The sequence below is a fragment of the Micromonospora sp. NPDC048842 genome (assembly GCF_040649935.1).
GTDB classification, from domain to species: domain Bacteria; phylum Actinomycetota; class Actinomycetes; order Mycobacteriales; family Micromonosporaceae; genus Micromonospora; species Micromonospora hortensis.
Genome location: NZ_JBEZGK010000028.1, coordinates 1 through 13,149, shown reverse-complemented (window position 1 = coordinate 13,149; position 13,149 = coordinate 1). Strand labels below are relative to the sequence as shown.

11 protein-coding genes are annotated in these 13,149 nt (G+C 70.5%); 9 read left to right on the top strand and 2 right to left on the bottom strand.

Annotation, left to right across the window (positions count from 1 at the left end; all coding sequences use genetic code 11):
* Positions 1-56 precede the first annotated feature (56 nt).
* The 3 genes from AB0C19_RS28385 (at position 57) to AB0C19_RS28375 (ending at position 4,402) form a co-directional block, all read left to right on the top strand.
* Complete coding sequence (locus tag AB0C19_RS28385) at positions 57-1,073, top strand: hypothetical protein (RefSeq protein ID WP_357190216.1); 1,017 nt, start codon at positions 57-59, stop codon at positions 1,071-1,073.
* Positions 1,074-1,109: 36 nt separating this feature from the next.
* Positions 1,110-2,672, top strand: a complete 1,563-nt coding sequence (locus AB0C19_RS28380) for a fused MFS/spermidine synthase (protein ID WP_357190214.1) — start codon at positions 1,110-1,112, stop codon at positions 2,670-2,672.
* Between the two features lie 71 nt (positions 2,673-2,743).
* On the top strand, positions 2,744-4,402 hold the full coding sequence (locus AB0C19_RS28375) for a serine/threonine-protein kinase (protein ID WP_357190212.1): 1,659 nt from the start codon (positions 2,744-2,746) through the stop codon (positions 4,400-4,402).
* A 119-nt stretch (positions 4,403-4,521) separates the two neighbouring features.
* Here AB0C19_RS28375 and AB0C19_RS28370 read toward each other — a convergent pair whose 3' ends face one another.
* Both AB0C19_RS28370 and AB0C19_RS28365 read right to left on the bottom strand, forming a co-directional pair.
* Entirely contained in the window at positions 4,522-5,190 is a 669-nt protein-coding gene (locus AB0C19_RS28370) for a TrkA family potassium uptake protein (protein WP_357190210.1), read from the bottom strand.
* A 68-nt stretch (positions 5,191-5,258) separates the two neighbouring features.
* Positions 5,259-6,593 (bottom strand): potassium transporter TrkG, encoded by a 1,335-nt coding sequence (locus AB0C19_RS28365; protein WP_357190208.1) that lies wholly within the window; start codon positions 6,591-6,593, stop codon positions 5,259-5,261.
* A 139-nt stretch (positions 6,594-6,732) separates the two neighbouring features.
* Here AB0C19_RS28365 and AB0C19_RS28360 point away from each other — a divergent pair, with 139 nt between their 5' ends.
* The 6 genes from AB0C19_RS28360 to AB0C19_RS28335 all read left to right on the top strand — a co-directional run bounded on the left by AB0C19_RS28360 (position 6,733) and on the right by AB0C19_RS28335 (position 13,030).
* Positions 6,733-7,845 (top strand): glycerophosphodiester phosphodiesterase, encoded by a 1,113-nt coding sequence (locus AB0C19_RS28360; RefSeq protein WP_357190206.1) that lies wholly within the window; start codon positions 6,733-6,735, stop codon positions 7,843-7,845.
* Between the two features lie 473 nt (positions 7,846-8,318).
* Positions 8,319-9,518, top strand: coding sequence for a substrate-binding domain-containing protein (locus AB0C19_RS28355; protein ID WP_357190204.1), 1,200 nt, complete (start codon positions 8,319-8,321; stop codon positions 9,516-9,518).
* A 2-nt stretch (positions 9,519-9,520) separates the two neighbouring features.
* Complete coding sequence (locus AB0C19_RS28350; RefSeq protein WP_357190202.1) at positions 9,521-10,264, top strand: ABC transporter ATP-binding protein; 744 nt, start codon at positions 9,521-9,523, stop codon at positions 10,262-10,264.
* Positions 10,264-11,034, top strand: coding sequence for an ABC transporter ATP-binding protein (locus AB0C19_RS28345; protein WP_357190200.1), 771 nt, complete (start codon positions 10,264-10,266; stop codon positions 11,032-11,034). Before AB0C19_RS28350 ends, AB0C19_RS28345 begins: the two co-directional genes overlap by 1 nt.
* Positions 11,034-11,924: a branched-chain amino acid ABC transporter permease gene (locus tag AB0C19_RS28340; RefSeq protein WP_112584735.1), complete on the top strand. Its 891-nt coding sequence runs from the start codon at positions 11,034-11,036 to the stop codon at positions 11,922-11,924. Before AB0C19_RS28345 ends, AB0C19_RS28340 begins: the two co-directional genes overlap by 1 nt.
* Complete coding sequence (locus AB0C19_RS28335) at positions 11,921-13,030, top strand: branched-chain amino acid ABC transporter permease (RefSeq protein WP_357190198.1); 1,110 nt, start codon at positions 11,921-11,923, stop codon at positions 13,028-13,030. Before AB0C19_RS28340 ends, AB0C19_RS28335 begins: the two co-directional genes overlap by 4 nt.
* The last annotated feature ends 119 nt before the right edge of the window (positions 13,031-13,149 follow it).

Below are 13,149 nucleotides of genomic sequence, written 5' to 3'. Positions count from 1 at the left end.
CCGGCGCCGCCGTGCAGTGTTCATCGGGGGCCGGCGGTCGACGGAAGGACGCTTTCGTGCCCAGGACCAGGCTCAGCCCGCGGCTCGGTCGCCGCGCTCTGTTCGCAGTGCTCGCCGCCGTCGCGCTGGTGCTCGGCGGTGCCGCAGTGCCCGCGTACGCGGAGCCTGGCGAGGGCGGCAGCAAGAAGTTGCAGGACGCGCTGGAGTTGACCGCCAAGGGCCACATCGAGGCCAAGGCCAAGCTGGACAACTCCAAGCGTCGCCAGACGGCGCTGACCGGCGAGCTGACGACGCTGGAGGGTCGGCTGGTCGGGCTCAGCAGCCAGGTGGGCGAGGTGGCCGCCCAGTCGTATCGGGTGGGTCGGCTGAGCGCGGTCTCGATGCTGCTCAACACCGCCACGCCGGAGGCGTTCCTGCAACGCGCTGGCGACCTCGACCTGATGGCCCAGCGGGACAGCAAGCGGCTGCGTGACCTCACCGAAGCTCGGCAGCAGGCGCAACAGGCCAAGGTCGCCATCGACGCCGAGGTCCGCGAGCAGCAGAAGCAACTCGCCGTGATGGCGAAGAAGAAGAAAGAAGCCGAGGCGGCGCTCGCCGAGGTCAGCTCCGGCGGCAGCAACGGTTTCAGCGGTGGCAGCTCCACCTCGGCGAAGCCGGCGCCGCGCAACTCCGACGGGTCCTGGCCGTCGGAATCCTGCTCGGTGAAGGACCCGACCACCTCCGGGTGCATCACTCCGCGCACCCTCAACGCGCTCAAGCAGACCCAGGCGGCCGGCTACAAGCGGCACGTCTCCTGCAAGCGCAGCGGTGGCGGCGGCGAGCATCCGAAGGGCCGGGCCTGCGACTTCTCGGCCGCCACGAACGGCTTCGAGGACAAGAACGCGACAGGCGGCGACAAGTCGTACGGGGACAGCCTGGCGGCCTGGCACGTGCGCAACGCCGACCGGCTGGGCGTGCTCTACGTGATCTGGTACCGGCAGATTTGGCATCCCGGCACCGGTTGGCGCTCGTACAGTGGAAGCGGCTCTCCGGCGGCGTCCCACACGAACCATGTTCATCTCTCGATGTACTGACCCGTTGCACCAGCTTCGCTGCGTACCATCGCGACGATGAGCTCCCCACCGCCCGACGTAGCGGCCCTGCCGGCACCCCCGGCCCCGCCCGTGCCGATCACCGGCCGGGCTCTGCCCAACGGCCTGGCCGCCTTCCTGGTCTTCTTCTCCAGCGGCGCCGTGCTGGTGCTGGAGACCGTCGCACTGCGCCTGGTCGGCCCGTACGTCGGGGTGACCCTTCAGGTGACCAGCTCGGTGATCGGCATCGCGCTGGCCGCTATCGCCTACGGGGCGTGGTCCGGCGGCTGGCTGGCCGACCGACGCAACCCGCGGGGCCTGCTGGCGCCGGCGTTGGTGCTGGCCGGCATCGCCACAGCTGTCACCCTGCCCGTCGTCAGGTACGCCGGTGAGGTGCTGCGCGGTGGTGCGGCCAGCGGCATCCTGCTGCTTGTCGCGTTGGCGGTGTTCGTGCCGGCCGCGCTGCTGGCCGCCGTCACCCCGCTGGTAGTGAAACTTCAGCTCGCCGACCTGCGCCGCACCGGCCAGGTGGTCGGTCGACTCTCCGGGATCGGCACCCTCGGCGGCATCACCGCAACCCTGCTGACCGGGTTCGTGCTGGTCGCCGCGCTGCGCAGCACCGTCATCCTGCTGGCCCTGGCGCTCGCGCTCGGGCTGGTCGGCATCGGCCTCGGCTGGTACCTGCGCCGGCAGGAGCCCACCGAGCTGCCCGGTCCGGCCCGGGCCCGGGCCGCGCTGGCAGTGCTCGGCCTGGCCGGGGCGGGGCTGACCACCGTGGCGCCCAACCCGTGCGACATCGAGACGGCGTACCACTGCGCCCGGGTCACCGCGGACCCCGCCCGGCCCAGCGGGCGGACGCTGCTGCTCAACTCCGCCCAGCACTCGTACGTGGACCTCGCCGACCCGAAACACCTGGAGTACGCGTACACGAAGTGGATCGGCGCGGTCGGCGACGTCGCCGCGCCGGCCGGTCAGCGCCTGGACGCGCTGCACCTGGGCGGCGGTGGGTTCACGGTGCCGCGCTACCTGACAGCGACCCGACCGGGCACCGACAACCTGGTGTTCGAGATCGACGGCGGGCTGGTCGAGTTGGGCGAGCAGGAGCTGGGCGTACGGTCGGGGCCGGAGCTGCGGGCGGTGGTGGGTGACGCCCGGATGCTGGTCGCCGGCGAGCCGACCGACAGCCGTGACCTGGTGGTCGGCGACGCGTTCGGGCACCTGGTGGTGCCCTGGCACCTGGCCACCCGGGAGATGGCCGCCGACGTCCGGCGGGTGACCCGCCCCGGCGGCGTGTACGTGCAGAACGTCATCGACTACCCGCCGCTGCGGTTCATCCGCGCCGAGTTGGCAACGGTGGCCGCCGAGTTCGGGCACGTCGCGTTGATCGCACCGCCGGAAGCGCTCGCCCAGGAGCAGGGCTCCAACTTCCTCATCGTCGGCTCCGACGCGCCGTTGCCGCTGGAAGCCGTCCGGGCCCGGCTGGCCGAGGTGGACCCGAAGGTCAGCCTGCTGTCCGGTGCGGCGCTGACGGACTTCGTCGGTCAGGCGATGGTGTTGACCGACGACTACGCCCCGGTGGACCAACTGTTGGCGACCGCCTGATCGGGTGACAATCCTGACCGATTCCGATACTCCAGGTGTAGGCGGGCCGTTCCTGGGCAACATCGCTCACCATGGGTGGTGGGGACCGAAACAGCGCGCAGCTGCTCGATGAGCGGTACCGGCTGATCGAGCAGCTCGGCGCGGGCGGCATGTCGGTGGTCTGGCGTGGCTACGACGAGGTGCTCGGCCGTCAGGTCGCGGTGAAGGTGTTGGCCTCCCGGCTGGCCAGCGACCGGGCGTTCCGCCACCGCATCAGGGTCGAGGCGCAGGCCGCCGCGCGGCTCTGCCACCCCAACATCACCAACGTGTACGACTACGGCGAGTCCGAGCAGGTCGGTCTCACAGTGCCGTACGTGGTGATGGAGCTGGTCGACGGCGCTTCGCTGGCCAGCCGGTTGGGTCGGGAGAGCCAACTGCCGTGGCGGGAGGCGGTGACCATCGGTGCCGAGGTCAGCTCCGCGCTGGCCACCGCGCACGCTCGCGGGGTGGTGCACCGCGACGTCACCCCGGGCAACGTCATGCTCACCTCGACCGGGGTCAAGGTGGTCGACTTCGGCATCTCCGCGCTGGTCGGGGAGAGCGAGAAGGGGCCGGACGGCGCGTTGTTGGGCACTCCCGCGTACCTCGCCCCGGAGCGGCTGGACAACGGCCAGGTCTCCCCGGCCACCGACGTGTACGCCGTCGGGCTGCTGCTCTACCGGATGCTCACCGGCCGACTGCCGTGGCAGGCCAGCACTACCACCCAGATGCTGCGCGCCCACATGTACAGCGACCCGGAGCCGATGCCCACCGTCCCGGGGTTGCCCGACGGGGTGGCCGACCTGGTCGGACGCTGCCTGGCCAAGCAGCCCGCCGACCGGCCGGCCACCGCCGAGCTGACCCGGACGCTCGCCGAGGCTGCCGGCATGCTCGCGGCGGTGCCGGTCTCCCCGGCCGCCGGGCCGTTGGACGCGGCCATGCTCGGCAGTGCGCGTACCACGATCCTGCCCTGGTCGGCGGCGACCGACGCGTTGCCGCTGTCGCGGACCCGCAACCGGGACCGTCGGACGCGGCAGCGGGTGACCCGGCGTCGGCGGGTGGAGGCCGGAGTGGCCGCCGTCGGGCTGATCGCTGTCACCGGGGCGATGTGGGGGTTCACCTCGCGCAGCCCGGCCAGCGGCGGGGACCGGCCGACGACCGAGGCTCGGATGGGTCTGCCGGCCGCGGCGCCCTGCGAGGTGGCGTACGCGTTGCGCACCGACTCCGGCACGGAGTTCGCCGCCGAGCTGACGTTGACCAACACCGGTGGCCGTGAGCTGCGGGACTGGGCGATGAGCTTCACCTTCCCCGGGCAGCAGAAGGTGACGAAGGCGGAGCCCGCGCCGGTGCACCAGCAGGGGAGCACTGTGCTGATCCGACCGGTGGCCCAGCGCACCACGCTGGCCCCGGGTGCGGCCGAGAAGGTGACCCTCACGGGTAAGTACAGCGGGGCGAACCCGTTGCCTGTGGAGTTCCGGCTCGGCGAGGCGACCTGCGGGGTTCGCGTTTCCGGCGTCGCCGGCAGCGCGCCGTCCACGGCACCGCCGAGCAAGGCCGCCACGACGAAGGCTCCGCCCAAGGCGCCGAAGGTGCGCAGCGGTTCCGGTTCGGGCGGTGGCGCGTCCAAGGCGAAGCCGCCGAAGCCCGCGAAGGCCCCGGCGAAGCCCGCGAAGGCCGCGAAGGCCGCCGGTGGTGGTCCGGGAAAAGTGTGAAGGTGACCAAGGGGCCGCGTGGTCATCGGAAGTGAGCAGGCCACACGGTGTCACCATGCTTCGGGGCCGTCGGACCGGTTGGTCCGACGGCCCCGATCGATATCGCCCTGTGAAGCAGGTCAGCGCATTCCCGCGAATCGCTGCACCTGGTCGATCCCACCCTCGACGATGAGCACCCCGCCCTGGGGAAGAGCGGTGTCGTCGGAGGTGTACCGGAAGCGTTCACCCGGCAGCTTGGCACCGACCACGCGTACCCCGAAGCGCTCCTCCGGTCTCAGGTCGAGCAGTGTGCGCCCGACCAGGGACTCCGGCACCCGGACGGTGGCGATGGCGAAGTCGTCGTCGAACTCGATGAAGTCGAGCAACCGGCTGACGATCAGATGCGCGACTCGGTCCCCGGTCTCCGCCTCCGGGAAGATCACGTGGTGCGCGCCCACCGACGCCAGGATCTTGGCGTGCTTCTGCGAGGTGGCCCGCGCCCAGATCTGGGGCACACCCAGCTCGACCAGCGCCAGCACGGTGAGCACACTCGCCTCCACCGAGGCCCCGATGGCCACCACCGCCCGCCCGAAGCCGGTGATGCCCAGCTGTCGCAGCGCCCCCTCCTCGGTAGCGTCGGCCTGAACCACCCGGTCGAGCTGCGCCGACCAGCGCTGCACCTTCGCCGGGCTGCGGTCGATGGCCAACACCTCGCGGTCCATCCGGGTCAGCGACCCGGCCAGGTGGCAACCGAATCGACCCAGCCCGATCACCACGATGCCGCCGCTGTCCGCCCGTCTAGCCGACACCTCGGCCCTCCCTGCTTCCACTGGCGCCTTCCCGACGTGCGGGCCGGCCGACACTTCCGAAACACGCCCTAGCCGACAATGGGTTGCTCCTGGGGATAGCGGTAGAGCCGGCGTCGGGTGTTCAGGGCGATCGCTGACCCCAGGGTGAGCGTCCCGACCCGGCCGATGAACATCAGCACTGTCAGCACCAGTTGGCCGCCGGCTGGCAGTTCGGCGGCCAGACCGATGGTCAGGCCGGTGGTGCTGAACGCCGAGGTGATCTCGAACAGGGCCGCGACGAAGCGGACGCCCTCGGTGAGCAGCAGCAACAGCATGGTTCCGGCCGTCACCAACGCGACGCTGAGCAGCGCCACGGTGATCGCCTGCCGCTGGCTCGCGGTGGCCACCCGCCGGTGCCCGATCGTCACGTCGGGCTCACCCCGCAGCTCCGCCCAGATGGTGAACGCCAGCAGGAAGAACGTGGAGACCTTGATGCCACCGGCCGTGCTGGCGCTGCCGCCGCCGATGAACATCAGCACGATCAGCAGGGGATAGCTCTCCTCTTGAAGTGCGGCGATGTTCAGGACGCTGTAGCCGCCGGTGCGGCTCAGCGCGATCTGGGTGAACGACGCGAGGATCTTCCCGGGTACGTCGTACTGGCCGATCGTGCTCGCGTTGGTCCACTCGGCGGCGAGCAGGCCAGCGAAACCGAGCAGCAGCAGCGCGGCGCTGCCCCAGATGGTCAACTTCGTCGCCACCGCCCAGCGGGTCGGCTGCCGCCACTCGCGGACCGCCTCGAAGAGCGCGGGAAACCCGAGACCGCCGATGATTGCGCCGATCGCCAGAGGCAGCGACACCCACGGATCACGGCTGAAGGCCAGCAGCCCGTCGCTGTAGAGCGCGAAGCCACCGTTGTTGAACCCCTGCACGGCGTGGAAGGCACCCGACCAGAGGGCCTGCCCGAACGGATAGTCGTAGGCCAGCCAGAGCCGACCGGCGATCAGCACTGTCATCACCGCCTCACAGGCGAAGACGGTCAGCGCTATCCGGCGGAGCAACCGGCCCACCTCACCGATGCCGAACTCCGCCGTCTCGGCCTGCACCAGCAACCGGTTGCGCAGCCCGAGCTGGCTGGAGACCACCAGGATGACCAACGCCGCGACAGTGAGGATGCCGAGGCCGCCGAGCTGGGTGAGCAGGGTGATCACCACCAGTCCCGCGCCGGACCAGTAGTTCGGCGTATCGGTGATGGCCATGCCGGTGACCGACACGGCCGAGGTGGCGGTGAAGAGCGCGGTGACCACGGGTGGGCGTACGTGTTCGACGGTCGCCCAGCGCGTCATGAGCAACAGGGTCCCGAGCAGGATCGGCACCAGGAACGCGAACGGCACCAGCCGCACGGGATTGCGGAAAAACCGGCGCACCAGACAATCTTCCTGGCAGCCCGCGGCCCCGGAGTGGGAACGGGCATTCCGGAGATTCATCTGCCGGCCAGCCATCGACCAACTCCTGGCAAATCACGGGCGGTCTGCTTACCCGGACCATCGATGACAGGAGACGGCGTTGCGACGTACCCTCTCGACCCTCGGCGTGGCCGGCGCTCTGCTCGCCGCCGCCGTGGCCCTGCCGACCGTGGCCGCGGCCGAACCAACTGCCAACGCGGACCGCTCCCGGGCCAACGACCGACCAATCGTGATCGGTCACCGTGGCGCCAGCGGCTACCGGCCCGAGCACACGCTGGAGGCGTACCGGTTGGCGATCCGGATGGGTGCCGACTACATCGAGCCGGACCTGGTCTCCACCTCCGACGGCGTGCTGGTCGCCCGGCACGAGAACGAGATCTCCGGCACCACCGACGTGTCGACCCACCCGGAGTTCGCGGCCCGCAAGGCGACGAAGACCATCGACGGCGTCGCCGTGACCGGGTGGTTCACCGAGGACTTCACCCTCGCCGAGCTGAAGACGCTGCGGGCCAAGGAGCGCCTGCCGCAGGTACGCGTGGCGAACACCGCCTTCGACGGCCGCTTCGAGGTGCCCACCCTCCAGGAGGTCATCGACCTGGCCCGGACCGAGGGGCGGGCACGGGGCCGCACCATCGGCATCTACCCGGAGACCAAGCACCCGAGCTACTTCGCCTCGATCAAACTGCCGTTGGAGGAACCGCTGCTGCGGGTGCTGCGGCAGAACAAGTTGGACCGGAAGAACTCACCGGTCTTCATCCAGTCGTTCGAGACGGCGAACCTGCGCCGCCTGAGCCGCCTGACCGACGTGAAGCTGGTCCAACTGCTCGACGCGACCGGCCGCCCGTACGACTTCACCGTCGCCGGCGACGCCCGCACCTACCAGGATCTGGTCACGCCGGCCGGGCTGAAGTGGATCGCCGGATACGCCGACGGCATCGGCGCGAACAAGAACCTGATCGTCCCCCGGAACGCCGCTGGCGCCCTGCTCGCCCCGACCACAGTGGTACGTGACGCGCACCGGGAGCACCTGCTCGTGCACTCCTGGACGTTCCGCGCCGAGAACCAGTTCCTTCCGGTGGACTTCCGGATCGGCACCGACCCGAACGCGCGTGGCGACATCACCGCCGAGTATGAACTCTTCCTTGGCCTGGGCCTCGACGGCGTCTTCAGCGATCACCCGGACACTGCTGTCGCCGCCCTCGCCGGCCGCTGACGCACACCTCGGCCCGGAGCTGATCCGCTCCGAGTCGACCACCGGGCCGACCACGCCCGGCCCACACGCTGGCCCGCCTTCCGCCACCCGGACGGCGGGCCAGCGGCACGTCCGGGCAGGCCCACTCCTCACGATCGCCCTCGACCGCGCCTCCAAGATCGCACTCGATCCAGGAAGTAGTGGTGTCGTGGCCGCCCGAGGCCACTACAACCAGGATCGAGCACGACCTCGAAGGGGTAGCACCTCACCGAACCGGGCGAATGGTGCGGGGCGACACACGGTTCGGGTGGTCCGTGGGGGTTCGGGCCATCGAGGGCGCGGGCTCCCGGCTGGTAGTGCGGCCCGTTGTAACCTCCGGCCACCTCATTCCTGTTACTTGTGTGTTTCCGCCACATAGCTCGTGGGTGACGTCACTTCTAGCGTGAGCCGTCACGAAGAAGTTCTCTCCCTCTGAGTCCTCATGTGGAGTCGCAATGACGGTCCGGACGACGCGGCGGGCGTTCCTCTCCGCCGCCACGATGATGGCCGCGGCGCTGGCCGCCACGGCCTGTGGCAGCCCGCAGGACACCGCCACCGGCGGCGGCGACAGTGCCGCGCCGGTCAAGGTCGGCCTGGTGTACTCCCAGTCGGGAGCCCTGGCCAGCTATGGAAAGCAGTACATCGAGGGGTTCAAGGCGGGGCTGGACTTCGCCACCAAGGGCACCGGCAAGGTCGGTGACCGGAAGATCGAGCTGACCGAGGTCGACGACGCGGGCGACCCGGCCAAGGCGGTCTCCGCGGCGAAGGACCTGATCGGTAAGGGTACGAAGATCATCGCCGGCTCCACCGCTTCCGGTGTGGCGCTCCAGGTGGCGCCGATCGCGGCGCAGAACAAGGTCCTGTTCATCTCCGGACCAGCCGCGACGGACGCGGTGACCGGCGCGAACAAGTACACCTTTCGCTCCGGTCGGCAGTCCTACCAGGATGTGGTGACCGCCAAGTCGTTCATCGGCGACCCGACCGGCAAGAAGGTAGTGGTCTTCGCCCAGGACGGTGCGTTCGGTGACGCCAACGAGGCAGCCGTCAAGGCCGTCATCGGCAGTGCCGGCGCGACAGTGACCAGCGTCCGCGCTCCGGCCAGTGCCACCGAGTTCACCCCGTTCGCCAGCCAGATCAAGGCCGCCAAGCCGGACCTGCTCTTCGTGGCGTGGGCGGGCACCACCGCCCCGGCCATGTGGCAGACCCTCGACCAGCAGGGCGTCCTCTCGTCCACCACTGTCGTCACCGGCCTGGACATCCGCGCCTCGTGGCCGACCTTCGGTGCTGCCGGCGCGAAGATCTCCTTCCTGTCGCACTACTTCGACGGTGCCAGCGACACCGAGGCCAGCAAGGCGCTGAAGGCCAAGGTCAACACCATCGACCTGTTCCACCCGGACGGCTTCGCCGCCGCGCAGATGGTGGTCCGTGCCGCGCAGGAGGGTGGGGACGACGTCGACAAGATGGTCACCGCCCTGGAGGGCTGGAGCTTCGACGGGGTCAAGGGCAAGATGACCATCCGGGCCGCCGACCACGCGCTGCTCCAGCCGATGTTCCAGGCGAAGCTGACCGGCAGCGGCACCGCGTTCACGGCTACCGCCCAGAAGAGCCTCACCGGTGACGAGACCGCGCCGCCGGCCGTGGCCATGAAGGGCTGACCATGCTCGCCACCCGCGGTCTGACCTGGCGGATCGGTGAGGTCGCCATCGTCGACAGCGTCTACCTCGACCTCGCGCCCGGGGAGTTCCTGGGTGTCATCGGGCCGAACGGCGCCGGTAAGACCTCACTGTTCAACCTGATCACCGGCCTGCGCCGGGCCACCGAGGGTCGGGTCGTCCTGGACGGACAGGACATCGGGGCGCTCCCGCCGCACCGGCGGGCCCGCCTCGGTCTGGGCCGTACCTTCCAGGCGTCCTCGGTCTTCGGCTCGCTGAGCGTGCGGGAGAACGTCCGGCTCGCCGTGCAGGCGCACCGTGGGGGCTCGATGGCACTGTGGCGGCGGGCGGCGGCCGACCGGGAGGTCGCCGCCGCCGCCGACGCGGCGCTCGACCGGGTCGGCCTCGCCCACCGGGGTACGGCCCTCGCCGGCACCCTTGCCCACGGCGAGAAGCGCAAGCTGGAGATCGCCCTGCTGCTCGCCGGTGAACCGCGGGTGATGCTGCTGGACGAGCCGATGGCCGGGGTCAGCGCCGAGGACGTGCCGGAGTTGGTCGCCGTCATCAAGTCGTTGACCGGCGACAGCGGTCGGGCGGTGTTGATGGTCGAACACCACATGGACGTCATCCTGGAACTGGCCGACCGCATCGCCGTCATGCATCACGGCGCGCTGCTGGCCTGCGACACCCCGGAGACGGTGATGGCCAACCCCACAGTGCAAGAGGCCTACCTGGGGGAGCAACTCTGATGGAACCGATCCTCAGTGTGGAGGACCTGTCGGTCCGGATCTCCGGGCTGCACATCCTCCAGGGGGTGTCCTTCACTGTCGCCCCGACCGGCGTGACAGTCCTGCTCGGTCGCAACGGCGTCGGCAAGACCACCACGCTGCGCGCGATCGTCGGCCTCACCCCGCCCGCCGGGGAGGTCCGCGGCACCATCCGGATGGGCGCGCAGAGTCTCCTGGCCCGGCCGACGCACCGGCTGGTCCGCGGTGGACTCGGCTACGTGCCCGAGGACCGCTGCGTGTTCGCCGGGCTCACCGTCGCGGAGAACCTGCGGCTCGCCGAGCGGCGCGGCGCGGCGCCGGCGTACGACAAGGTCTTCGCGCTCTTTCCGGAGCTGGACCGACGCGGACGGCAACGGGCCGGTTCGCTCTCCGGCGGGCAGCAACAGATGCTCGCCATCGGTCGGGTGCTGCTCAACGACAACCGGCTGCTGCTCGTCGACGAGCCGACCAAGGGGTTGGCGCCAAAGGTGGTGACCGAGGTGGCCGAGGTGTTGGAACGGGTCGCGGAGTCGGTGCCGGTGCTGCTGGTCGAGCAGAATCTGGCGGTCGTACGCCGACTGGCCCGCGACGCGGTGGTGCTGGCCGCCGGCAAGGTGGCCTGGACCGGCGACGCCCGCGAGTTGCTGCTGGAAACGGCGCTGACCAAGTCCCTGCTCGGCGTCGGCACCGGCGAGGCACACCGCCCGGCCGGGTCGGACCGGGCTCCGGTGGCCGGGAAGGACACGCACTGATGGGTACCGTGATCCTGCTGGCGTTGACCGGGCTCGGCCTGGCGGCGCTGTACTTCCTTGTCGCCTCCGGCCTGTCCCTGGTCTTCGGCCTGGCCGACGTGCTCAACTTCGCGCACGGGCTGTTCCTCGGCGTCGGCGCGTACGGCACCTGGTGGGCGGCGGGCAACCTGCCGGGCGCCGGCCCGGACGGGTTCGGCTTCGTGTTAGCTGTCGCCTTCGGGGTGGCCGCCGGCACGCTGGTCGCGATCCTGGTCGAGCTGGTGCTGATCCGCCCGCTGTACTCCCGCACCATCGAACAGGTGCTGGTCACCGTCGGCCTGTCGCTGGCCGGTGTGGCGTTGCTCCAGGCCACCTGGGGTGCGGACGCAAGGCCGTTCCCGCGTCCGGACTGGACCCGGCAGGTGACCGGGATCTTCGGCGCGCAGGTGCCCAACGGTGGCCTGCTGCTGATCATCGCGGCGGTGCTGGTGCTCGGCGCGATCCTGGCGTTCCTGCGTTGGACCCGGTACGGCCTGGTGATCCGGGCCGGGGTGGAGAACCGGGAGATGGTGACCGCGCTGGGCATTGACGTCCGCAAGGCGTTCACGTTGGTCTTCGCGATCGGTGGGGCGGCCGCCGCGCTCGCCGGAGCGCTCGGCGGGGTCTACTTCGGCACCGTCTCGCCCGGGCAGGGCGGCTCACTGCTGATCTTCGCGTTCATCGTTGTGGTGATCGGCGGGATGGGCTCGGTGGTCGGCTCCGCGTACGCGGCGGTCGTGGTCGGGCTGGTGCAGCAGTTCGTCAACTACTACGGCACGTCCGGGCTGGGCGACATCTGCGTGGTCGGGCTGCTGGCAGTGGTGCTGCTGCTGCGTCCGCAGGGCATCGCCGGAAAGGTGGCAACGGCATGACGGTGATCGACGCGCCTCGCGCGCAGGTGCCCGACGAACTGAGTCCGCAGCGGGGGCGGTGGCATCGGGTCCGCCCGTTCCTGCCGCTGGTCGCGCTGGTCGTGCTGGCGATCCTGCCGTACTCGACGATTTCCCTGCCGGGGATCTTCGAGGGGCCGGTCAACTCACCCGGCACCCTGCAACTGCTCGCCATCTGCCTGATCTTCGGCGGGTTGGCGGCCGGGTACGACCTGCTCTTCGGTCGGACCGGGATGCTCTCCTTCGGGCACGCGCTGTACTTCGCCGCCGGCGTGTACGGCACCGACATCCTGGTCACCCGGGCGGGTCTGCCGCTGTGGCAGGCGGCGTTGCTGACCGTCACCGGCGGCACCATCCTCGCCGCGTTGCTCGGCGCTGTGGCGCTGCGGACGGTGGGCATCGCGTTCGCCATGGTCACATTGGCCTTCGCCCAGGTCGGGGCGATCCTGGTGGCCCGGGACTTCGGCGGGCTCACCGGCGGCGAGGAGGGCCTGCCGCTGGACGTGTCCGGGTTGCCCGCCGGACTGGTGGGGGTGACGAACACTGTCAACCTGTACTGGTTGGCGCTGGCGTACCTGACCCTGGTGGTCTTCGTGGTGCACCGGGTGAGCGGGTCACCGACCGGTCGGGTGCTCGCCGGGCTGCGCGACGACGAGCGGCGGATCGGCGTGCTCGGGTTGGACCCGTACCGCTACAAGCTGGTGGCGTTCACCCTGGCCGGCGGCCTGGCGTCGGCGGGCGGGGTGGTCTACGTCCTGATCGTCGGCGGCGCGTCGCCGCACATCACGTCTTCCGAGCTGACCCTGTCGCTGCTGGTCATGGTGGTGCTCGGCGGGCCGGGCACCCGGTGGGGTCCGGTGCTCGGTGGTGTCCTCTACATGTACCTGGACCACCGGCTCACCGCCTTCGGCACGAGCGACGCGGTGGACAACCTGCCGGCCGTCCTCAGCCGTCCGCTGAGCCAGCCGCTGTTCGTCCTGGGCACTGTCTTCATCCTGGCCGTCTACTTCTTCCCCGGCGGCCTGACCAGCCTGGCCCCCCGCCTGTCCCACGTAACCCGAGCCCTCCGCCCCCGCTCCCCCCGCTGACCCCACCCCACCACCCCGGGGGTGCAGTTATTGTTGAGAAAGGAAGCCCGGGCGGGAGGGGGGAAAGATAATGAAATCGGGGGTGGGGGGGTTGTGGGGGGGGCGGGCCCCGGGGGGGC

What these genes read in the sequence shown, in the direction of transcription:
- AB0C19_RS28380 (WP_357190214.1), top strand. Translation starts at nt 1,110, where the DNA reads ATGAGCTCCCCACCGCCCGACGTAGCGGCCCTGCCGGCACCCCCGGCC.
- AB0C19_RS28375 (WP_357190212.1), top strand. Translation starts at nt 2,744, where the DNA reads ATGGGTGGTGGGGACCGAAACAGCGCGCAGCTGCTCGATGAGCGGTAC.
- AB0C19_RS28355 (WP_357190204.1), top strand. Translation starts at nt 8,319, where the DNA reads ATGACGGTCCGGACGACGCGGCGGGCGTTCCTCTCCGCCGCCACGATG.
- AB0C19_RS28350 (WP_357190202.1), top strand. Translation starts at nt 9,521, where the DNA reads ATGCTCGCCACCCGCGGTCTGACCTGGCGGATCGGTGAGGTCGCCATC.
- AB0C19_RS28345 (WP_357190200.1), top strand. Translation starts at nt 10,264, where the DNA reads ATGGAACCGATCCTCAGTGTGGAGGACCTGTCGGTCCGGATCTCCGGG.
- AB0C19_RS28340 (WP_112584735.1), top strand. Translation starts at nt 11,034, where the DNA reads ATGGGTACCGTGATCCTGCTGGCGTTGACCGGGCTCGGCCTGGCGGCG.
- AB0C19_RS28335 (WP_357190198.1), top strand. Translation starts at nt 11,921, where the DNA reads ATGACGGTGATCGACGCGCCTCGCGCGCAGGTGCCCGACGAACTGAGT.